20 protein-coding genes and 1 pseudogene are annotated in these 22,658 nt (G+C 44.5%); 13 read left to right on the top strand and 8 right to left on the bottom strand.

Annotated features, from left to right (window positions below; translation table 11 throughout):
- From FHS57_RS12295 to FHS57_RS12325, 7 genes are all read left to right on the top strand, one after another.
- A complete protein-coding gene (locus FHS57_RS12295; protein ID WP_183973976.1) occupies window positions 1-1,245 on the top strand; it encodes a M16 family metallopeptidase in 1,245 nt (414 codons plus the stop codon).
- A gap of 171 nt (window positions 1,246-1,416) precedes the next feature.
- A complete protein-coding gene (locus tag FHS57_RS12300; protein WP_028522959.1) occupies window positions 1,417-2,058 on the top strand; it encodes an O-methyltransferase in 642 nt (213 codons plus the stop codon).
- Between the two features lie 23 nt (window positions 2,059-2,081).
- Window positions 2,082-4,331, top strand: coding sequence for a LysM peptidoglycan-binding domain-containing protein (locus FHS57_RS12305; RefSeq protein WP_183973978.1), 2,250 nt, complete (start codon window positions 2,082-2,084; stop codon window positions 4,329-4,331).
- Complete coding sequence (locus tag FHS57_RS12310) at window positions 4,328-4,891, top strand: DUF3109 family protein (protein ID WP_183973980.1); 564 nt, start codon at window positions 4,328-4,330, stop codon at window positions 4,889-4,891. The genes FHS57_RS12305 and FHS57_RS12310 overlap by 4 nt, the downstream gene beginning before the upstream one ends.
- 77 nt (window positions 4,892-4,968) lie before the next feature.
- Window positions 4,969-5,298, top strand: coding sequence for an MGMT family protein (locus FHS57_RS12315; RefSeq protein WP_028522962.1), 330 nt, complete (start codon window positions 4,969-4,971; stop codon window positions 5,296-5,298).
- Window positions 5,299-5,340: 42 nt separating this feature from the next.
- Window positions 5,341-7,347, top strand: coding sequence for an OmpA family protein (locus FHS57_RS12320; RefSeq protein WP_183973982.1), 2,007 nt, complete (start codon window positions 5,341-5,343; stop codon window positions 7,345-7,347).
- 389 nt (window positions 7,348-7,736) lie between these two features.
- Window positions 7,737-8,114, top strand: a complete 378-nt coding sequence (locus FHS57_RS12325) for a hypothetical protein (RefSeq protein WP_183973984.1) — start codon at window positions 7,737-7,739, stop codon at window positions 8,112-8,114.
- A gap of 88 nt (window positions 8,115-8,202) precedes the next feature.
- On the opposite strand, the gene FHS57_RS12330 is transcribed toward FHS57_RS12325, so the two are convergent.
- The 5 genes from FHS57_RS12330 to FHS57_RS12350 form a co-directional block, all read right to left on the bottom strand.
- Window positions 8,203-8,994, bottom strand: a complete 792-nt coding sequence (locus tag FHS57_RS12330) for a PhzF family protein (RefSeq protein WP_183973986.1) — start codon at window positions 8,992-8,994, stop codon at window positions 8,203-8,205.
- Between the two features lie 30 nt (window positions 8,995-9,024).
- Window positions 9,025-9,549, bottom strand: a complete 525-nt coding sequence (locus tag FHS57_RS12335) for a thioredoxin family protein (RefSeq protein ID WP_122931575.1) — start codon at window positions 9,547-9,549, stop codon at window positions 9,025-9,027.
- A gap of 84 nt (window positions 9,550-9,633) precedes the next feature.
- Window positions 9,634-11,091, bottom strand: coding sequence for a gluconokinase (locus FHS57_RS12340; RefSeq protein WP_183973988.1), 1,458 nt, complete (start codon window positions 11,089-11,091; stop codon window positions 9,634-9,636).
- 187 nt (window positions 11,092-11,278) lie between these two features.
- Window positions 11,279-11,740: an Lrp/AsnC family transcriptional regulator gene (locus FHS57_RS12345; protein WP_183973990.1), complete on the bottom strand. Its 462-nt coding sequence runs from the start codon at window positions 11,738-11,740 to the stop codon at window positions 11,279-11,281.
- A 78-nt stretch (window positions 11,741-11,818) separates the two neighbouring features.
- Window positions 11,819-14,395: a zinc-dependent metalloprotease gene (locus FHS57_RS12350; RefSeq protein ID WP_183973992.1), complete on the bottom strand. Its 2,577-nt coding sequence runs from the start codon at window positions 14,393-14,395 to the stop codon at window positions 11,819-11,821.
- Window positions 14,396-14,557: 162 nt separating this feature from the next.
- On the opposite strand from FHS57_RS12350, the gene rocD reads away from it, so the two are divergent.
- Entirely contained in the window at window positions 14,558-15,805 is a 1,248-nt protein-coding gene (gene rocD / locus FHS57_RS12355) for an ornithine--oxo-acid transaminase (protein ID WP_183973994.1), read from the top strand.
- A 236-nt stretch (window positions 15,806-16,041) separates the two neighbouring features.
- Here the strand turns inward: rocD and FHS57_RS12360 are convergent, their stop codons facing one another.
- On the bottom strand, window positions 16,042-17,442 hold the full coding sequence (locus tag FHS57_RS12360; RefSeq protein WP_183973996.1) for a TlpA family protein disulfide reductase: 1,401 nt from the start codon (window positions 17,440-17,442) through the stop codon (window positions 16,042-16,044).
- Window positions 17,443-18,052: 610 nt separating this feature from the next.
- Here FHS57_RS12360 and FHS57_RS12365 point away from each other — a divergent pair.
- The 3 genes and pseudogenes from FHS57_RS12365 to FHS57_RS12375 all read left to right on the top strand — a co-directional run.
- Entirely contained in the window at window positions 18,053-18,292 is a 240-nt protein-coding gene (locus FHS57_RS12365; RefSeq protein WP_183973998.1) for a hypothetical protein, read from the top strand.
- Window positions 18,289-18,702, top strand: a complete 414-nt coding sequence (locus FHS57_RS12370; RefSeq protein WP_183974002.1) for a PIN domain-containing protein — start codon at window positions 18,289-18,291, stop codon at window positions 18,700-18,702. The genes FHS57_RS12365 and FHS57_RS12370 overlap by 4 nt, the downstream gene beginning before the upstream one ends.
- A 116-nt stretch (window positions 18,703-18,818) precedes the next feature.
- Window positions 18,819-19,217: pseudogene (locus FHS57_RS12375) on the top strand (aminotransferase class III-fold pyridoxal phosphate-dependent enzyme); the annotation flags it as partial.
- Window positions 19,218-19,307: 90 nt separating this feature from the next.
- On the opposite strand, the gene FHS57_RS12380 reads toward FHS57_RS12375, so the two are convergent.
- Window positions 19,308-19,829, bottom strand: a complete 522-nt coding sequence (locus tag FHS57_RS12380; RefSeq protein ID WP_183974004.1) for a hypothetical protein — start codon at window positions 19,827-19,829, stop codon at window positions 19,308-19,310.
- 89 nt (window positions 19,830-19,918) lie between these two features.
- On the opposite strand from FHS57_RS12380, the gene FHS57_RS12385 reads away from it, so the two are divergent.
- The gene (locus FHS57_RS12385) at window positions 19,919-20,944 is read left to right on the top strand and encodes a LuxE/PaaK family acyltransferase (protein ID WP_183974006.1); all 1,026 of its coding nucleotides are present in this window, start codon (window positions 19,919-19,921) and stop codon (window positions 20,942-20,944) included.
- A 721-nt stretch (window positions 20,945-21,665) separates the two neighbouring features.
- Here FHS57_RS12385 and FHS57_RS12390 read toward each other — a convergent pair.
- Window positions 21,666-22,256: an REP-associated tyrosine transposase gene (locus FHS57_RS12390; RefSeq protein ID WP_183974014.1), complete on the bottom strand. Its 591-nt coding sequence runs from the start codon at window positions 22,254-22,256 to the stop codon at window positions 21,666-21,668.
- A gap of 198 nt (window positions 22,257-22,454) precedes the next feature.
- Between FHS57_RS12390 and FHS57_RS31665 the strand changes: the two genes are divergently transcribed.
- Window positions 22,455-22,658, top strand: a 204-nt coding sequence (locus tag FHS57_RS31665) for a hypothetical protein (protein WP_221225614.1), incomplete at its 3' end; no start/stop codon positions are given.

Here is a 22,658-nt window from a genome sequence, read left to right on the forward strand (position 1 = left end):
ATGGAAGAATACCGCTTACACACCTTGCCTAATGGCATCCGTGTTGTACACAAACAAGTACCACATACCCAAATCGCTCACTGGGGGATTATGCTCGACATTGGTAGTCGGGACGAGCAACCACACCAGCAGGGCCTCGCGCACTTTTGGGAGCACATGGCTTTCAAAGGAACTCAAAAACGCAAATCGTACCACATCATCAATCGCCTCGAAACGGTCGGAGGGGAGTTGAATGCCTACACGACGAAAGAAAAAGTGTGTTTTCATGCGTCATTGTTGGCATCGCACAGCGATAAAGCGATTGAATTGTTGTCTGACATCACGTTTCACTCCATTTTTCCCGAAAAACAAATCGAAAAAGAACGAGGCGTGATTTTGGAAGAAATGGCCATGTACCACGACTCTCCCGAAGATGCCATCCAAGATGATTTTGACGAACTGGTTTTTCAAAATCACCAATTGGGAAAAAATATCCTTGGCACAGCCGAAAGCGTTCGCTCGTTTGGCCGTAACGATTTACAAACTTTTATTGCCGATAACCTGGATACCGAACGCATCGTGGTGTCGTTGGTGAGCAATTTGCCTTTCAACAAGGCGGTGAAGCAAGCCGAAAAATACCTGTATGACCTTCCTCATTCAACCAGCCAACGGATTCGTACATCGCCGAGTATTTATGTACCTCAAACGCTGCGGGTAGCTCGTGGTATGACCCAGACCCAAGTGGCGATGGGGCGGCCAGCGTATGCAATGATGGATGAAAAACGTTTGCCGTTTTTTATGCTGATTAACCTGCTCGGTGGCCCTGGTATGAATTCCCGTTTTAACATGACGCTTCGGGAAAAATACGGCCTAGTTTATTCAATCGAAGCCACGTATGCCCCCTTTTTGGATACAGGCTTTTTGGGTGTCTTTTTTGGAACAGAACCCAAAAACCTTGATCGTGCTATGCAATTGATACATCGCGAACTGCGCCAAGTCCGAGAAAAACCGTTGACGACGATTCAGCTTCGTAATTTGAAAGTGCAGCTTATGGGGCAATTGGCTATGTCGGAAGAAGGTAATCAAAGCTTTATGCTGATGATGGCTAAAAGCATTTTAGATACGGGAAAAATAGATTCGTTGGAAGAAATTTTTCGGGAGATTGAAGCCGTAACTGCCTCACAACTCCAAGATATTGCCCAAGAAATGCTCGACGAAAGCCAATGGAGTAGCTTGTGCTTTGTACCTGAAGACGATTCTAAGTAGTCGGGTAAAAGTCGGGTTGTAAGCAACCCTTCCCACGAAAGTAGTCGGGTTGTGAGCAACCCTCCTCACGTGTTGCTCACAACCCGAACAAACGGCTGTCTTGTGAAAAAAGGCCATTTTATATACTTTTAGGCGTTTTTCCGTTTATATTTGTTAAACAACCTACACTAAATGGAGTTTTTGTCAGAGGCCATAGAGGGATATTCGCAGGCGCATACCTCGCCCGAAAGTACGCTGTTGGCTCTTCTCAATCGAGAAACGCACGCAAAGGTTTTGCAGCCTCGTATGTTGTCGGGGCACGTGCAAGGCCGTTTGCTGGCACTTTTTTCTACCATGATGCGCCCGCGCAGGGTTCTCGAAATAGGTACCTACACAGGGTATTCAGCCTTATGTTTGGCGGAAGGATTAACCGAAGATGGGCTTCTGATAACCATTGATGTCAATGAAGAGTTAGAGGATTTTACGAGGTCGTTTTTTGATAAATCTCCGTATAAAAACAAGATTGATTACCGAATCGCCAATGCCGTAGAATTGATTCCTACCTTGCCCGATACGTTTGATTTGGTGTTTATTGATGCCGACAAACTTAACTACGCGCTCTATTACGATTTGGTCATTGACAAAGTGCGCCCAGGCGGCGTTATTATTGCCGATAATGTGCTTTGGAGCGGAAAAGTTGTACAAACAGACAAAAAAATAGATAAGGATACGCAGAACCTTTTAGACTTTAATCAAAAAGTACACAACGACCCACGGGTAAGCAACCTACTTTTGCCTATCCGCGACGGCTTGATGATTGCATATAAAAATTAGTTATGAAGCGAACCGAAACCACAATGAAACGTATTGTAGCCCTAACCACTCTTTTTTCATTCTTTTTGGTAGGATTTGTCGTTGCGCAAGCCCCTGCCGTGCCTACTGTACCGCGTAGCGTTGGCTTTGCTGGGATGAACGTGCAGCTTGATGAAGATGCGCGGGCCGTAGTTCAAACAGATGTAAAGGCTCTGATGGGCAACAAAAAATTTTGGGAAGCGAAATTGGATCGGTGCCTGCTGTTTTTTCCTATCGTTGAAGGAATTTTGATTGATGAAGATGTACCAGTTGATTTTAAATATTTAGCAGTGCAAGAAAGCAACCTACAGCCCGATGCCGTCTCGGCGTCAAATGCGGTAGGATTTTGGCAGTTCAAGAAAGAAACGGCTTTGGATTATGGTCTGCGTGTAGATGACCAGATAGACGAGCGTAAAAACATTACTTCGTCAACGCGGGCTGCGGCAAAGTACCTTAAAAAAAGCAATACGCAGTTTAATAACTGGGTCGCGTCGTTGTATTCGTATTATTTGGGAGCGGGTGGAATTAGTAAAACAATACCCGCAGAATGGGGCTATGCCCGCGAAATTAAATTAGATGGTAAATCTGACCGTTATATTTTGCGCTTTTTGGCTCATAAAATTGCCATTGAGTCGGCCATTGAGCGCTATCAGTCGCCTAACCAGTTTGTGTTGTTGGAGTATCCACAAGCAGGCGGTCGCTCATTGGAAGGAATTGCCAAAGAATTTGCCGTTGATGAAACAAATCTTCGCGCCCAAAACCGCTGGGTAACGACCAACGATATTCCTAGCGACAAAGATTATTCCTTGTTGTTACCAGTAACCAACGACCAGTACGAAACGGTGCGTTCGCGTTTGTCGGTTTTCAAAAAACCAAATCAACGTGATAATTTTACCCAAAAAGACATTGGTTTTCCAGTGCTTGTGCGGGCAGAAGGATATAGCAATGACCTGCTTTTGTACGAAATCAACGGTTTACCTGGAATTATGGCAGGTGGTAATGATAATGTGGAGTCGTTGGCCAGAAAAGCCCGCGTGAGTTTTAGTAGTTTCTTACGTTATAATGATATGTCGGAACGCGGGCCAGTGGTGCCAGGGGAAGTGTATTATTTGGCCAAGAAAAACAAACGTGCCGTGGTGCCTTTTCATACCGTGCGTGAAGGAGAATCGCTGTGGAAAGTTTCGCAGATTTACGGCGTTCGTTTGAAATTTTTGGTTCGTTACAACCGCATTGATAACCGCAACACGCGCCTTCAAACGGGACGTGTGCTTTGGTTGACCAAAAAACGCCCAAGAAGCAAACCCGTAGAAATCATTGAAACCCCGCAAGATGAATGGAAGCCAGGAATGGATAAGTCGCAACCTCGTCCAGCGGTTCAAGAGCCTGTACGCACTGAGCAAACGGCGGGAGCGAATACAACAAATAATAAAGTGCCACAAAATGCGTCGGAGCGTAAGGTTTATACCCCAAAAATGGCGGATACTCCTGCGACAACAACCTCTACACCCGCCCAAACTCAGCCCCAAACAACAACTGATTCCAAAGGTGGAGGGGTGGAGTTTACGGACTCGGGTACATCGGCAGAGCCTAAACCAAGCAAACAAGCAAGTTCGTCGAATTCAACGACTAAGCCGAACCGTCGCGCGCCATCGTTTAACCCAGGGGATGATGATCGTGTAGTCATTATCAATGATGAATCGACGACTTCTAGTTCAAAGCCTAAATCGTCAACTACTAAAAATACGAACCCAGCTTCGTCGTCAACAACGCCAACTACGAAGCCTACGACCAACGATACCCCTCAGAAACCTACGACGGCTACTACTACTCCGCCAAAACAGGACAAAGTTGCTACTAAGCCTGCAACCGAAGAACCCGCTCCCTCAACGCCTAAAAACACGACACCAGCAACTTCGACTGGCAAGGCAATTGTACACGTAGTAGGAGCAGGGCAAACGTTTTACAGCATTTCGAAAATGTACGATGTAACGGTCAACGACATTTTGTATTGGAATAACCTACCGCAAGATGCGAAGTTGTTGAGCGGACAAAAGTTGAACATTCGCCCCGTAGGGAATACCCTTGACCAGCAACCTAAGGCCACTGAGTTTGTCACGCACACCGTAGCACAAGGCGAAACGATGTTTAGCATTTCGCAGAAATACGGCGTAAAAGTGGATCAAATCAAGGAATGGAACGAATTGCCTGATACGGGAGTAAAGATTGGTCAACAAATTAAGATTAAGAAACAATGATAGTCATTGATAATACCGTCATCAGCGATGACATTGCTGACCAGTATTTTGTTTGTGAATTGACAAAATGTAAAGGAGCTTGCTGTATTGAAGGCGACATGGGTGCGCCGCTCAACGAAGACGAATTGGAGAAATTAGAAGAAGTTTTCCCCAAAGTTAAGCCTTATTTGAATAAAAAAGGGCTTGATGCTATTGAGAAAACGGGCTTGTACGAACAAGATGCTGATGGGGATTACGTCACCCCAACCGTCAATGGACGAGAGTGTGCTTACGCGATTTACGACCAAAAAGGAATTTTGAAATGTGGGATTGAGCAAGCGTTTTTGGACAAAAAAATTACGTTCCGCAAACCGATTTCTTGTTATTTATACCCCATTCGCATCACTAAATACGACCATTTTGATGCGCTCAATTACGACCGCTGGCACATTTGTCGCCCTGCTTGTGAAAATGGGCGGGAGCTAGGCGTGCCTTTGTATAAGTTCTTGAAAGACCCGCTGATTACCAAATATGGAGAAAAGTGGTATGGCGAGCTGGTCAATAAAATCGAAAAGCCTTAGTACGACTTGTAACCATATAAGACATTATAAGAAAAACTTATTTGCCTTTATATGTCTTATATGGTTCAAAAAGAGCCATGGAATCAAAAAACTTCTTTGATGACGTCTATGACGTTGTTCGGCAAATACCCGAAGGGCGCGCTACTTCTTACGGGTCAATCGCTACTTTTTTAGGAACAAAATTGACGGCTCGCATGGTTGGCTGGGCCATGAATGCCTGCCACGGAATGCCCGACGTCCCTGCACATCGCGTGGTCAACCGTGACGGAATGCTCACGGGCAAACACTTTTTTGGAACGCCTACGGCCATGCAAGAACTTCTGGAGCAGGAAGGTGTGAAAGTGAAAAATGACAAAATCGTGGATTTTAAGAAAGTCTTTTGGAATCCTTCGGACGAATTATTGTAATTGGCACGATAAATGTGCGGCTACCTAAAAAAACTTGTAATCATGCGTTTTTTTTCGTTTTTTGTACTGTTTCTTGCTAGTTATGTACTTCATTCACAGGAAGTTCAGTGGGCTTCAAAAGTCATTGGTGTATCCTCCGAATATGCTCAAGGAAACGGTGCGCAGTACCGCCCGTCTCAACTTTTGGGTAAACCCAACAAACTTCCTCAGGGAGAAAGTGGCGCATCTGCTTGGCGGCCAGCGCAACCTGACGCGGGCGAAGAATGGATAAAAGTGGGCTTTGAAACTCCCGCACAGATTCGTCAGATTGTCATTGCCGAAAACTACGGCGCTGGCTGTGTGACGAGCGTTGTGGGGTACGATACCGACAACAAAGAATATACTTTTTACAAAGCCAAGCCCGAAGCCAGTAAACGCGGCGCAGGAATGCACCGTATTTGGCTACCGCAACTCACGGCATTTAAGGTAACTTCTCTGAAAGTAACCCTTAATACGCAATTGGTAGAAGGTTGGAACGAAATAGATGCCATTGGAATATCGGCGTCCGAAAAGCCCGTGGAGGCCATGATTAACCTCGCCAAGAATGTTCCCAAAGAATTGAAGAAAGAAAATCTTGGTCCGAATGTCAACTCCAAAGCCAATGAAGTAGCACCTGTGATTTCTCCCGATGGGCGCACCATCTATTTCACCCGCTACGATCACCCCGAAAATATTCGCACTTCCGAAGATTACGATGTTTGGTATGCCGAGGAAAAAAATGGGGTGTGGCAAAAAGCGCAGAACATGGGTAAGCCCATCAACAACGCCCAAGAAAATTCTATTTGTTATATCTCTCCCGACGACCGTACAGCGCTCTTAATGAACATTTATCACCCCGACGGAAGCTTGTCGAAGGGGGTATCGGTGAGCCGTAAAAACCGTACAGGCTGGACGGCACCGCAGGAGCTACGTCTTCAGAGCTATGTCAACGAGCACTCATTTTCGGGGTTTTACATTGGCCCCAACGGAAAAGTAATGGTGTTGTCGTTGCAAGATGGAAATACCAAAGGGGGAGCAGATTTGTACGTGTCTTTCCAACAAGCTGACGGTACTTGGTCGCCCGCTAAAAACATGGGGGCTGATTTGAACACGGCCGATGACGAGTTTACGCCTTTTTTGGCTACCGATAACCAGACGATTTACTTTACCTCCAGTGGTCGTAGCGGATACGGTGAAATGGACATTTACGTAAGTCGTCGTTTGGACGAAACCTGGACGCGTTGGTCAGAGCCAGAAAACCTTGGCCCAGCCTTCAATACCTCCGATTTTGAAGCTCATTTTACCATTCCTGCCTCGGGGGCATACGCGTACTTTTGTTCGTCCGAAAACTCATTGGGCGAATTTGATATTTTCAGAATGAAGCTTCCAGAGCAGATTCGCCCCGTTCCGACGGTGATGTTGAAAGGTGTGGTGCTTGACCAAACTACGAAACAACCAGTAGCAGCGGAGGTAATTGTGGAGGATTTGGACCAAAAACAAACCCCTCAACGCATCGACTACGATCCTGCCGTGGGTGATTTCAAAGTGGTCTTGGATACCCAAAAACAATACGGCCTAACGGCCCAACGAAAAGGGTATCAGTCGGGGGGCATGGTGATTGATTTGACCAAAGAAACGCAGTACCGCGAACTTCGCCGCGAAATCGTTTTATCACCCATTGAAATTGGTCAAAAAGTGACGCTAAACACGATTGGCTTTGCCCAAAGTAAGTTTGATTTGTTGCCTGCTTCATTGCCAGAATTGGACCGAATCGCGCAAATGATGACCGAAAACGGGACGATGGAAGTGCTCATCGAAGGGCACACGGACAACGTCGGGGATTTTGACGCCAACTTACAATTATCAAAAGATAGGGTAGAGGAGGTGAAGCGTTATTTGGGCACCAAAGGAGTTGCGGGCGACCGAATTCAGACCAAAGGTTATGGCCCTACACGGCCAGTTTCCCCCAATACGACGGAGGAAAACCGCAAGAAAAACCGCCGCGTAGAGTTTACGATTTTGAAGAAGTAAATTTTTTGAAGCATATAAGAAATGTAAGAGCACATAAGTTTTTCTTATAATTCCTTATATGTCTTATATGGTTCAAAACTAGAAAAAATCATATTTTGATAAAATTGAACCGAAGGAAATGTAAAAATATTTTCTTCGGTTCTTTTGTTTAATGCTATATTTTCTTGATATTTGTTTAAGTAAATATCTCGCTTCAAAGAGACCTTGTTCTTTCTTTTGTCTATTTCAGAGCCTAACGTAGCTTACCCTACAATGCTACAGCTCATCAATCAACCTACAAATTAAAACCACTCTAACGAGGAAGCCCTACCGAAAATCATTCGGTACAAGAATCCATTGTTTTATTCGTTTTTGCTTTTCAATAAAGCCCTACTTCAATCACTACTGCTATGAACCGTTTTTCAATTTTATATTTGTTCAAAGGAAGTTTTTATCACCTAACGTACAGCACGCGTCCCGAGGCGGAAGATGCGATTAAAAACTTTCCCCAAATCTCAAAAGGATTGCCCTTAGGGATTTATGATGCTAAAACAGAGCTGTTTATCTGGGAAGCCGCGCGCGAAAAAGAATACAATCAGCTTGCGATTGAGGAGCAAGGTCGGCGTGGAAACGAGATTATTTCCATTATCGAAAAACTGAGGGCTTCGGGCCTCGAAATTGCCCCCGTAGAAGAAGAACCTGAGCGCCCATTGACGTTGCCTGAGGATGAATCCAAGGAAATTCCTTCAAAAGGAAGGCGTTTGGCGAAAGCGGTAACGGAAAAATAGAGAAAAGAAAAGCGTCGGTGGGAAATTTCCCTGCCGACGCTTTGCCATTGATTTCTCAAAACCAATTTCTATTTGTGAACCAATGGGGTTACCCAATTTCAATCGTGCCTCGTAAATAGAGTTTTACTTGGCCTGCTATTTCTACGCGGTCACCGATAAGTTTTGTTTTTAAAACACCACCACGGGCAGAAACTTGCAGGGCTTCCATCTCGGTTTTGCCCAATTTATCGGCCCAATAAGGTGTGAGCGTGGTGTGTGCTGAACCCGTGACGGGGTCTTCGGCAATGCCTGATTGTGGGGCAAAAAAGCGTGACACAAAATCGACCGAATCGCCAGGAGCAGTGATAATGACACCTCGTGCTGGTAAAGTCGATAAAACGATAATGTCGGGCTGAAGCGTGCGTACTTGTTCTTCAGATTCTAGTACCGCCATAAAGTCGGTTTTGCCGCGTAAAATTTCAACGGGACTGATTTCCCCCAACGCTTCCAATAAAGCAGGAGGCGAAAGCAACTGCTTGTGAATGCTGTCAGCGGGGAAGTTAAGAACAAGCCAATCGCCTTCTTTGCGAACGTTTAAAACACCGCTTCGAGAGTCGAAGTTTATTTCGTCGTGGGCATAATTTTCGAGGGAAAACAATACGTAGGCGCTGGCCAATGTGGCGTGGCCGCACAGATCGACTTCGACCGTAGGAGTGAACCAACGAATGTGAAAACCTGCTTCCGTTGGGACGTAAAAGGCCGTTTCGGCCAAGTTGTTTTCAGCGGCTATGGCCTGCATGGTTTCGTCAGAAAGCCATGAGGTAAGTGGTACGACAGCGGCAGGATTACCGCCAAAAACTTTGTCGGTAAACGCGTCGAGTTGATAAAGTGATAATTGCATAAGAGTAATTAGAAGAACTAAAATACCCCGTTATTGTGCTTTAGCGGTGTATTTAGTAGGGTAAGTCTTTTGTTGAAACTGGTCAAAAGGCTCTTTTTGGTGATTGTTGTCGCCAAAATAAGCGAGCACTTGGTGGAACATACGCGGTTCCAAATAACCAGCAATCGGTTGGATGAGGTTCATTTTTTCGTCCATGAAAACCGTGGTTGGATAGCCCGTCACTTTGCCATTGATTAGGCTACGGAACGACACTTTTCCAAACATTACGTCGGCATCTTTTTCAGGATTGTATTTTACGGCGTAGAATTTCTTGTTCGTAAATTGAACCACTTCCGCATTTTTGAAGGTATTTTTATCCATTACTTTGCACCATCCGCACCACTCTGTGTATAAATCAATCCAAATTTTGCGTGGTTGTTTTTGGTTAAGTTTGTAGGCTTCTTCCAACGTCACCCACTGAATTTTGGCTTCTTCGGTTTTGGGTTCAACGGATTTAAAAGCCATAAGGCTTACCATTACAGTAGTGATGACGGCGGCGATTCCAATCTTTTTCATGGTTTGGCGTATTATTTTAAGATGATTGTTTAACGTTTAAAGTTTTCAATTTGTTCCAATACAAATACCAAGCCATTTTTGTAGTTACCTCACAGCCATCGCTTTTACAAATTCACGCTGGGCTTTTTGATAGACTTTGGTCTGCGAAGGGTCGGGGTGATAAGTATCGGCAAATCGAACGTATTGATGGACTCCTGCTTCCAAACTTTCAAGTTTACCCAGTGATTTCATGGCCAACAAAGTCGCCCCGAGGCAGCCGCTTTCGTTGCTTTCATTGACCCGAACGGGCGTATTGAAAATATCGGTCAACAATTGAACCCAGAATTTTGAGCGTGTAAAGCCACCGTTGGCGTGCAAGATGCGGGTTTTGTTGAGTTGAGAGTCGATAATTTGGCGAATTTGGTTAAGGTTCATCAGTACTCCTTCCAAGGTCGCGCGGGCCATGTGGGCTTGGGTGTGCTGCCATTGTAAGCGTTGGTAGCTCCCGTAAGCGTGGGCATCCCAAACGGGCGCGCGCTCACCCAAAAGGTAAGGCACAAACAACAAACCTTCGGCACCTGCGCCAATACTTTCGGCCATGGCAAGCAGTTCGCTGGTATCTTTTAAAAGCAAGTGTTTGGAAAGCCATTCTAGCACATTTCCGCCGTTGTTGGTGGGGCCACCCGATACGTAATGGGTTTCGTCCAAAACGTAGGTGAACAAACGCTGCTGAGGGTCGCGAGCGGGAGTAGCGGCGGTTTGACGCACCGCTCCGCTGGTGCCAATGGTGAGGGTAGTGACGCCCGTTTCCAATGCTCCTGAACCCAAATTGGCCAAACAGGCATCGCCCGCGCCAATCACAAACGGGGTACCAACAGGAATGCCTAGTTGCTTGGCAAGGCTTCGTTGGGTAAGTTTTTCTTGGTGATAAGTTGGAACTAGATCGGAGAGTTGGGAAGCGTTTATGCCCGCATAGTCCATGGCCAACGCACTCCACCGAAACCGTCGATTGTCGAGCAGGGCAGTGCCCGAAGCCATCGAATAGTCGATTTGAAATTTTCCAAAAAGTCGGTACCAGATGTATTCTTTTTGGGAAACAAAACGGCTGATTTTACTAAAAACGGCGGGTTTTTGTTCGCGAAACCACACCATTTTGGTCAATGGTGCGTAAGGATGGGCAGGTATGCCTACTTGTGGGTATAGTTTTGCGAGGATAGGGTGCGTTTTAAGGGCATCGGCTTGGGCTTCGCTGCGGTTGTCGGCCCAAAGGAGTGAACGCGTAAGCCGACGATTTCGGGCGTCGATGGGAATGACGCTGTGCATGGCCGAACACAAGCCAATTGCTTCGATGCTGGCGTTTTTGTGGCGCAATTGCTCCGAAACTTGCTGGATGACAGCGACGAACAAACCATAAATTTCGTCAGGGTTTTGCTCAACGTAGCGCTGCTTTGGGTGGTAAGTAACGCAGGCTGCCGAGGCGTGTGCGACGGTTTCTCCCGTTTCATCAATGGCTGTTGCTTTGACATTGGTAGTACCAATATCCACCCCAATCCAAGTTTTCATTCTTTAAAATTGTTTTTGGTTACTGATAGGTCTTCATTGTACGGGGTTATAAGTAACCCCTGTTTCGGTTTTGAGAAACCGAAAACACACTTGGTGAGCAAGCGAAAGCACACTTTGTAAGCAACCGAAAGCACACTTGGTCGTTTGCCCTTTGCCTTTTTTGCCCCTTTTCAAACGGGTTTATGATTTATTCTTCGATGGGTACATTTCGTTTGAAGGCCGCCCCAAAATCAATCAGCGATTCGGTTTTGAGAACGCCAGGGATATGGTCTATTTTTTCGTATAAAACTTTGCGCATGTGCTCATTGCTGCGAGCCACGATGCGAATATAAAGCGTATATTTTCCTGTAATATAATAACACTCAGTGACTTCGGGGATTTGCTTGAGTGCGTCAATAATTTTCTCAGAATCAGAGTCTTCTTTGAGTGTAATGCCCGTAAAAGCGCCCCATTCGTAGCCTAATTTTCGTTCGTTTAAGACAATCGTGCTTCCTTTTAGGATACCAATCCGTTTCAATTTTCCTACCCGTTGATGCACCATTGTGTTGGAAATCTGTAAATCATCGGCGATGGCCGAATAAGCTTTGCGGGCGTCTCGTTCGAGTTGCTGCAAAATGAGTCGGTCAAATTCGTCAAGTGGTTCTTCCATAAGTTTTGATACAAAGAGGATAGTGAATGTAGTAAAAGTGCGTCGGGTTTTGACCCGACGCACAAGGTCTTCGTCAGACTATTTAGGGTCTAACGCCTTCTTAATGCGGAAAACGCAATCTTGAAGGTGGTATTTCGTCATTTTGTCGGTAATGGTTGGAAGTGCCGCTTGAATTTCGCCTTGCAACGAAGTCAAGTGCGCCCGTACCATCGACTGCACGTCGTTTTTGCGGATGTCCACCGAAGGAGCAACCACCGCGCCAAACATCTTCATCGGAGTGGTAGAAGGAAAACCAACTGCCGCAGGTGCGTTTAGCGTTGCAATCATGCGCTCTACATAGATTTTTTGGAGGTTACGACGGTGAGCATCGGCTGCTTTGCGCGTTTTCAATTCTCCCCAAACTCCTCCTTTTACATCGGCAAATAACTCATCCATTGAGTAGGCATCGGCCGTTTTTTCGGTCATCTCAATCATGCGTTGGAGGCGGTCGCTGGCAAAAAGGCTACTAAGGGTAGTTTCCTGAATTTTGGAAATAAAATCAACCCCCATGTCAGGACGAATACGGCGCAAGATGTTTTCGTCTAGTATCCACTTAGGCGTGTTGAACAGTTGCTGATTTAAGAACGCAACCGCATCTTTTTGCATTTTTTTAGGCGTTGGCTCATACACTGGTCCATCTTGGTCAGCCGATTTTGGGGTTTCGTAAATACCGCCCACGTTTTTGGTTACGTGACCCATATAGCGACGGAACTGCGTCACCACTTCGTTGTAACCTTCTTCCAACATGTCATAATCTTCGCCTTCTTGTTTGGTCCATTCGACGAGGTTTGGCACAATGCGTTGGAGGTTTTTGATACCGTAACCGCTGGCAAGCATGGCGTTGTCACCGATGTCTTCGTTTTGTGAACGAGGGTCGTAGGGGTTGGTTTCGGTCAAGAACCACAAACGGCGGTTGGGAAGGGCTTTCTCTTTGTACCATTTGTTCAAAATAAGCTTGTCTTCTTCGGCGGTTTTGGTGTCATAAATGGGTTTGTACGCCCACTCAATCGCCCAAATGTCGTAGTCGCCAATGCGAGGGAAAAAGTCAGTCACACCGTCTTCGGGTTGGGCTACGTAGTTGAAACGAGCGTAGTCCATGATAGACGAAGTGTGTCCATTTTTGGTAATAAATTCTTTGTCGCGGAGTTTCTCAACGGGCGTTGCCGTCGAGGCACCATAGTTGTGACGAAGACCAAGCGTGTGTCCCACTTCGTGCGACGACACAAAGCGAATCAGTTGTCCCATCAATTCATCGTCAAACTTATTCTTACGAGCGCGCGGGTCAGCGGCAGCGGCTTGGGTCATGTACCATTTTTTGAGGAGTTTCATCACGTTGTGGTACCAACCAATGTGGCTTTCCAAAATCTCTCCCGTACGTGGGTCGTGGACGTTGGGGCCGTACGCATTTTCAATGTCGGAAGCAAAATAGCGAATCGCCGAGTAGCGTGCGTCTTCCATGCTGATGGTCGTGTCGTTGTCGGCCAAAATTTCGCCGCGAATGGCATTTTTCCACCCTGCTTTTTCAAAGGCTACGTTCCAGTCGTCAACCCCCATTTTAAGAAACTTCCGCCATTGTTTTGGCGTAGCAGGGTCGATGTAGAAAACGATGGGTTTTTTAGGCTCAATCAACTCACCACGGCGCTGACGCTCTTCGTCGGCTTTGTTTTTAGGTTCCAAACGCCAACGAACCACAAACGTTTTGTCTTCGGTACGTTGTGAGTTTTCACCATAAACGGTATAACCATTGGCAAAATACCCGACCCGTAAGTCAAACAAACGCTGTTTCATTGGCACGGCTGGTAAGGCGATAAACGAGGTGTTCAGCTCCATTGTCACGGCGCCTGCAATCGAAGCAGCGGGTAGATTTACCGAAGGAATAGGGCTCGTAGAAGGGCCAAAGCTTGGCATTGGCGGCGTAACACCGTAGGTTTTTACCACCTTTATCTCCGTGTTGATTGGGAACGACTTGATGCTCTGAATGTAGGTACGGTCGTTTTGAAGCATCGTCAGTTTGTATGCCTGACGAACGATGGGAGACATCGAAATCACGGTGTTGTCGCTTTTGAAGAAGTCGGTCACTTCAATCACTACCGAGGTGTCTTTGCGCACAGCTTTCACGTCAAAGGCCATGGCGATTGGGTCAAGGTTAGAGTTGCGAACGGCCTTGTAAATCGGAGCATTGGCATCGTCACTCACGTTGATAAAGGCGACCGAACGCATAAAAATCTTGTTGTCAGGGCCTTTTTCAAAACGAACTACTTGGCGGTTAAGCAATTCTCCACCGTAAGCAGGCAAACCTACCGACCCAGGCGTGGTACTTGACTGTGAAAGACGAGTGATGGCCATCATTTCGCGACCGAGTAGCGAATCGGGGAGTTCAAAGAAGTATTTTTCATCTAGTTTGTGAACGATGAATAAGCCCTTGGTCGTCTTACTTTTGTCGGTAATGACTTCTTTGTAGGACTTAGGACCCGCCTTAGGGGCAGCAGCGGCTGGTGCGGCGGGTGCCGTTGCCGCTGGGGTGCCACTGGCTGCAGGTGGCGTGGTGGGGCGACGGTCTTGCGCGATGGCCGAAAAGCTAAGTGCTGTGGCCAAAAAAAGGAGTTGTTTAAACATGTTAACGAAAGTTAGATTTGGTTTTATAGCGTGTTTGAAATTAAAAAACTGTTTGAAATTTAAGTGTTTGAAAGAAATTTGACTTGTTAAAAATTGAAAATAAGTTAAAATGTAACTTTACAAAAGTAATAAAAATTGTTGGCTCAAACTTCTAAAACCACCATGACAACCGAACTTACTCAAACCGACTACCTCATTGGCCTTGAAAAGCGCTACGGAGCGCATAATTATAAGCCCGTGCCAGTGGTTATTGAGCGGGGCGAAGGGGTTTTTGTGTGGGACCTGGAAGGCAAACGCTATTACGATTTTTTGTCGGCGTATAGTGCCGTGAATCAGGGACATTGCCACCCACGAATTGTGAGTGCCTTGACAACACAAGCGCAAAAACTGACGCTGACATCGCGGGCGTTTCATAATTCTGTTTTGGGCAAATGCGAGAAATTCTTGTGCGATTACTTTGGCTACGACAAGGTTTTGATGATGAATTCGGGGGTAGAGGGCGGAGAAACGGCGCTCAAACTGACCCGTAAATGGGGCTATTTGGTGAAAGGGATTCCCCAAAACCAAGCCAAAACGGTGTATGCGGTAGGAAACTTTTGGGGGCGTACGCTCGCGGCTATCTCGGCTTCTACAGATCCCGAAAGCATCGATGATTATGGCCCTTTTTTGCCAGGTTACATTATTGTACCTTACAATGATTTAGAAACACTCGAACAAACCTTCCAAGCCGACCCCAACATCGCGGGCTTTATGGTGGAACCCATTCAGGGCGAAGCGGGGGTTGTGGTGCCCGATGAAGGGTATTTGCGCGGGGTGCGCGAGCTGTGTACCAAGTACAACGTGTTGTTTATTGCCGACGAAGTTCAAACAGGGCTTGGGCGTACGGGCAAGCGTCTTGCTTGCGACCACGAAGGTGTGAAACCCGATATTTTGGTATTAGGAAAAGCCCTTTCGGGCGGCGTTTATCCTGTGTCTTGCGTCTTGGCTAGTGATGAAATCATGCTCACCATTAAACCTGGCCAGCACGGGTCAACCTACGGTGGAAATCCGTTGGCGGCGGCAGTGACGGTAGCGGCGTTATCGGTGTTGGAAGATGAAAAATTAGCCGAAAATGCGGAGCGTCTTGGGGAAATATTCCGTGAACGAATGCGGGCAATCCAGCAAAAAACGACCCTGATTGAAACGGTACGCGGAAAAGGGCTGTTAAACGCCATCGTCATTGCGACCGACGAAGAAAGCCCATTGGCGTGGCAAATTTGCCTCCAACTCAAAGAAAAAGGACTACTTTGCAAACAAACTCACGGCAATAAAATTCGCTTTGCTCCGCCGTTGGTGATTACAGAAACGCAAATCCACGAAGCGTGTGATTTGATTGAGGAGGTGATTTTGGGGGTGGTTACTGCTGTTTAGCCTGCTTTGTTTGTTTGGATTGCGTTGAACGGCCGCCTTAGGAACTACTGTTTCTGAGGCTTTTTATTTATGTCTCTTTAACCCAACTAAATTGGCTACGTTGATTAGTGAGACGACAATAAAAGATACTTTTTTACTATTTCAGGGGAATTTTTCTGTAACAAATTCTGTCTTACAAAACGCCCGTTTTTTGAGACGGATAGATTTTAGAACAAGATATTTTCAATACTACTGGTTTACTTCAACAACGCTCTTATTTCATCTTCTACCTTGCCCGAGGAGGGGTATGGAGCATCAGCGCTGACAATTTTTCCTTCTTGGTCAATGAGGATATACCGAGGAATCCCGCCGATTTTGTACGATTTGTAAATTGATTCCGGAAGGTCAGGGTTGGATTGATTAATATGGTAGCCTTTAGGTGTTCTTTTGTCGGTAAGGAGTTTCTTCCATTGTTGCCTGTTCTTATCAACTGATACATTAAGAAAGACTACCTTTTCATTTCCTTCAAATTGCTTTTGTAACTCTAAAGCCTTGGGAAATTCAGCTCGGCATGGGCCGCACCAAGTCGCCCACACATCTACATAAATTACCTTCCCCTTAAACGCATTTGTTGACAGCATTTTGTCGTCAGAAGTCAAACCTGCAATTTCCGGTGCAGGTTTTCCTTTAGCCAATGGAGACCATTGATTGTATCGTTCTTCAAGTGTTGTCAGATAAGGCGAAGTACTGTATTCCTGTTTGAATTCCTGATAAAGTGCCTCTGTGATGGGTGTGATTCCCAAAATTCGTAAACCATCATTAATTGTCTTTGCAATCAAAAGCTCTTTAAACTCTTTTGGATAACTCTCAGATTTAATTTTGGAGACAGTCAATTTCGGATAAATAGTTGAGAAGTTATTCAGGTCTTTATTTTCCTTATAAACAATGCTTAATTTGTTTAACCAATAAAAAGCCAAGACAGCGGAGTATGCTTCATCCCGCGCACTTAAAAGAGCTGCATCAAACGGAACAGAATCGCTGATGTTTTGTAAAACAAGAGGTATTTCTTTCTTTTTGGCTTGGAGATTATGTTCTTTGATTTGTTTGGAATAAAGGTCAAACATTCTGTAACTATTTATCAATAAAACATTTACATTATTGGGTAACGTGTTTTTGTGTAAGTTGTGAACTTTTGCCAGTTCAGTTTGAAGCGTATCTAATTTATTTAGATACGCTTGAGTATCTAACTCGTCGGTTGATACCCCCATTATTTTTACAAGAGTCCGTCCGGCATCGTATAAATGCCGGGCAATTGGCGCTCCATCACCTTGAAATTCAAGCGGTGCAGTCGGATTTTTAAAATCAACCCCTATGGTCAAATTGTCATTCGGAGTCAGATAAAGTTTACAATATTTATCTCCTATCATAACTGCCACAAATTGGGAATTAGCGAGGTTGAAATTCAGGTAGGCGCCCCCTGAAGAATCAAACTTTGATTCCAAAAGCAGTACTGGTACATCTCTAACCATGTCGGTAGCAGTCATCTGAATTTTTTCTGGTTTGCTGCCGTTGGCTTTAATCGTGATTTTAACGTTTTTGACTTGAGCAAGGCTCTTAATAACGAAGAATACAAGTAGAAAAGAGAAAAGATTTTTCATCAGGAAGGCGTTCAGGTGTTTGAACTTAAACGCAGATACTAATTTTCGTGGTATAAAAGCTTTTCGATTTTCCTGAAAATTAGACTTTAACTATCATCTACTATACATAAATCCTATTATAAAACGGCTCACCCCCTACAATCCTCAAAACAAAATAGGAACCAAAAGCGTATCTGTTTCCACTACATTTCTCACGTTGAAGGCGCGGTCGCGTACTCGTATTTGAAATTTTACGGTGGTTAGTTTTTCATTTCGAGAGTAGGAAAAATAAACGACGTAATACAGTTTTTCTTCGATAGGTCCCTTTTTGCCATCCGGTTTTAATACAGGGAAAAATGACGGCCAAAATTACTTTCTTATACTGATTCCCAGTCACTTTTCTAGACGCAAGAAGCGATAAACGCAGCACTTAAAGGCTAATCTTTCAGACAAAATGGCTGAAAATCAATATATTTGAGTTTGTGCAAGCGCCACTTACATAACTGCATAGTGATTAAGCACTATATTTGAAGACTCACGAAGCTTTACAACACGTGTAGAACTATGTATAATACAAGAATGTTATAGAGAAGCTAAAATTGCTCTTACACGTATAAAATAAGGTAGGATAATGCAACATACATATCAATTAAATACCGAAAACCTCAATTTGAGCTTCATTGAGGCTGTAAAAGCAATGTTTGGCAAAAAGGAAGTTAAGATTGTTATTGAAGATGTCCAATCGGAAGATGAGAAGGAAAAACTCTTTTATAGTCTGTTTGGAAGTTGGCAAGGTGAAGAAACTGGCGACGAGCTGGTAAAACAAATTTATTCTGCCCGTGTCAGTAGCTCCCGAGATATAGAATTATGAGTAAATTTTTATTAGACACAAATATTTGTGTTCATTTCATCAAGGGTGAATTTAATTTAAGAAACAAAATACTTCAAGTTGGTTTCCGCTTCTGCTACATATCAGAAATTACGATTGCGGAGCTTTTATATGGCGTTGAAAATAGCTCACCAGAAAGACGATTAATAAACCTTCAACGGGTTCAGGATTTAAGAACTTCATTTTCAGGGCGGATAATACCTATTAGTGAGTGTCTGGAAGAATACGCCAAACAGAAAGCGCAATTGCGGAAAATAGGCCGTAGAGTTGAAGATTTAGATATTTTTATTGGGGCTACAGCAATCACCAAAGGTTTAATATTGGCTACTCGCAACACCAAAGATTTTGTTAATATGGAAAATATTCAGCTTGAAAACTATGTAGATAGTTAGCGAAAATTATAACTGAGACTTTTTGGAAGTTCCTGAATATTCATAACTGATAGAAGCCCCCTCAAAGTTAATTTTTACCCTTTTTTCAAGATTACTTACTAAACAAAATCGCTTGAATCGTCTTAAAAATAAGACCAAACACAACCTACGGTGGAAATCCGTTGGCGGCGGCGGTGACGGTAGCGGCGTTGTCGGTGTTGGAAGATGAAAAATTAGCCGAAAATGCGGAGCGTCTTGGTGAAATATTCCGAGAAAGAATGCGGGCAATCCAGCAAAAAACGACCCTGATTGAAACGGTACGCGGAAAAGGGCTGTTAAACGCCATCGTGATTGCGACCGACGAAGAAAGCCCATTGGCGTGGCAGATTTGCCTCAAACTCAAGGAAAGAGGACTACTTTGTAAACAAACCCACGGCAATAAAATTCGCTTTGCCCCGCCGTTGGTGATTACCGAATCGCAAATCCACGAAGCGTGTGATTTGATTGAAGAGGTGATTTTGGGAATAAAATCATAACGCAAACATAGACTCTAAATAAAAATCCCTGTGATAGACTCATTTCGAGTGTTTTCACAGGGATTTTGTATAAATGTTAAAGCGTATTTTCTACAAAAGTAACGGCACTGAAAGCGTATCGGTTTCAATCACGTTGCTTACATTGAGTGCGCGGTCGCGGATTTTAATTTGGAACTTAACGGTTGTTAACTTAGAGTTTCGGGAATAGGGAAAATACACGGCATAATCCAATAAACCTTCGATGGGGCCTTTTTTGCCGTCGGGTTTAAGCACAGGGAAAAATAGTTTGGAGTTAGCTGCCAAATTTACTTCTTGGTACTGATTTCCGCTCACTCGACGGAAGGTTTTGAGTTCATAATTTCCCCAAGTGTCATACTTCGCATTGGTTCGGTTGTCGGTGCTTTCTCCCAAATCACCATCGCCATCTTTGAAATTGATGGTGATGACAACCGAGTCTTGTTTGGCTTGTGAAAAAGGCTCAATCACCTCAAACTTATCAATGCTATTGAAGCCAATTTCGGGAACGGGGCTGTAGTTGGGAGGAGTAAAACAACCAGTTGTCGAAATGGCAAATAGTAAAAGAGTAGCAATAAAACGAACGAAGCCCTTCATCTTTCTTGTTAAGTTTGTTCCAAATATTGGATAAATTTAGTAGTTATTAATGCTTTGTCAATCGGAAATTGAAATTCGACCCTAGTAAAATGTCAACTTTGCCCAATTTACGAAATGCTGTACGAACCTTAACGGCTGATACGTTTGAGGAAGTTGCCTTGCAGGTGTTTCATTATCAGGCGGTTCATGCGCCCATTTACCGTCAGTATCTTTCTCATTTGCGAATTCGCCCCGCTCAAGTTAACCGTTTGTCGTTGGTGCCGTTTTTGCCAATTGGCTTCTTTAAACACCATCAAGTGGTGACGGGTAACCCCAACATACAAACTGTTTTTGAAAGTAGCGGTACAACTGGAACCCAAACAAGCCGTCATTTGGTGGCGGACTTGGGCTGGTATGACGAAATCAGTACCGAGATTTTTGAAAAAAGCTACGGCTCACTTTCTGACTTTCACCTGCTGGCATTGTTACCTTCGTATCTTGAACGAAATAACTCCTCGTTGGTGTATATGGTTCAACAATTTATTGCAAAAACGCAGTCGCCCGTTTCTGGTTTCTTTTTGCATAATGTAGATGAGCTATTAGCAACACTCAAAAAATTGGTACAGCAACCCGACGGTCGGAAAGTAATTTTGTGGGGGGTGACGTTTGCGTTGTTGGATTTGGCGGAATCAAAAAATGACCTTTCGTTTTTGAAGGAATTACCAGAATTAATGGTGATGGAAACGGGTGGAATGAAGGGACGCCGCCGTGAAATGCTGCGTGAAGAGGTACATGCAGAACTAACGGCCGCTTTTGGGGTAAAAAACATTCACTCCGAATACGGAATGACGGAGCTTTTGTCGCAGTCGTATTCTAATGGTGACGGGATTTTTGAGACCTCTCGCACAATGAGAATCCTACTTAGAGATATAAATGACCCTTTTTCCGTAACCGACTCCCCACAGCGTGGAATGAGGTATGGTGGTATCAATGTGGTTGATTTGGGGAACTTAGATTCTTGCTCATTTATCGAAACCCAAGATTTGGGTCGATTTGTTGGTGATACCTCTTACCAATTTGAAGTGATTGGTCGGTTTGATAATTCGGATGTTCGTGGGTGCAATCTGCTGATTTAGTGTGCCTTTGGTTGATAAAACCCTCGTGCAGGATTGCAGCAGTCGTTTCGGTTTTGAGAAACCGAAAGCACGTACGCTGAGAAACTGAAAGCATGGCGCGAGTGCCTTTGGTTTCTCAAAACCAAAGCGAGAGGTTGCTTACAACCTCGTTAAGATTGAGTCGAGGTTCTGAGAAACCTCTCGCAGGGATTGTAGCAGTCGTTTCGGTTTTGAGAAACCAAAATCACGTACGTTGAGAAACTGAAAGCATGGCGAGAGTGCCTTTGGTTTCTCAAAACCAAAGCGAGAGGTTGCTCACAACCTCGTTAAAATTGAGTCGAGGTTTTGAGAAACCTCGTGCAAGATTACAGCAGTCGCTTCGGTTTTGAGAAACCGAAATCACGTACGTTGAGAAACTGAAAGCATGGCGCGAGTGCCTTTGGTTTCTCAAAACCAAAGCGAGAGGTTGCTCACAACCTCGTTAAAATTGAGTCGAGGTTTTGAGAAACCTCGTGCAAGATTACAGCAGTCGTTTCGGTTTTGAGAAACCGAAAGTACGGTGTGCGAGTGCCTTTGGTTTCTCAAAACCAAAGCAGAGGTTGCTCACAACCTCGTTAAAATTGAGTCGAGGTTTTGAGAAACCTCATTGCAGCAGTCGTTTCGGTTTTGAGAAACCGAAAGTACGGTGTGCGAGTGCCTTTGGTTTCTCAAAACCAAAGCGGTAGGTTGCTCACAACCTCGTTTAAAAAACATCTCTGTAATGTAAAAGCTCAGATTGGATGTTAACCTTCCAGTTTTCATAAAATTTAGCACTGGAAAACAGATAATCGCTTGGCTCTGTCACAAGACCCGCTTTTACGGGATTGTTGTGCATATAATCAAGCTTTATTTCGCACATTTTCCTGCTATAAATTACTACATCATCAAACTCATCGTCCCAAATTTTGTAATGCTGACTTCGATATTCATACAGGATTTCAGGTAAAATATGAGGATAAAATTGTGAGAGATGCTCGCGTAGTTGCAGAGAACTATATTTTTTAAAATCTCGAAGGTACTTTGATAAATAGTTTTGGTCTTCGAAAAAGAGCATGAAATGAATATGATTACTCATTAGCACATATCCCAAGAGTCGTGCGGAGTAACGCTTATTGTAGAAACGAAAGTTGTCAAGTACAATATCAAATGCCTGTATATCTAGTAATAAGAACTTATGTTGATAACAGGAGGTAGTGATGAAGAAACAGCGTTCATCCTCTGAGCCAGAAATTCGTTTTGTTCCCATAAAACAAGCTTTTATTTTTTGTAATACTTGCTTTGCTGAAAAAGTCACTTTGGTTTTGAGAAACCGAAAGCACGGGGCGCGGGTGTCTTTGGTTTCTCAAAACCAAAGCGAGAGGTTGCTCACAACCTCGTTAAAGTTGAGTGGATGTTTTGAGAAACCTCGTGAAGGATTACAGCAGTCGTTTCGGTTTTGAGAAGCCGAAAGCACGGGGTGTGGGTGTCTTTGGTTTCTCAAAACCAAAGTAAGATGTTGCTTACAAGCTCGTTAAGATTGAGTCGAGGTTTTGAGAAACCTCGTGCAGGGATTGCAGTAGTCGTTTCGGTTTTGAGAAACCGAAATCACGGGGTGTGGGTGTCTTTGGTTTCTCAAAACCAAAGCGAGAGGTTGCTCACAACCTCGTTAAAGTTGAGTGGATGTTTTGAGCAACCTCGTGCAGGATTGCAGCAGTCG

It is taken from the genome of Runella defluvii, assembly GCF_014195535.1.
In the GTDB taxonomy this organism is placed as follows: domain Bacteria; phylum Bacteroidota; class Bacteroidia; order Cytophagales; family Spirosomataceae; genus Runella; species Runella defluvii.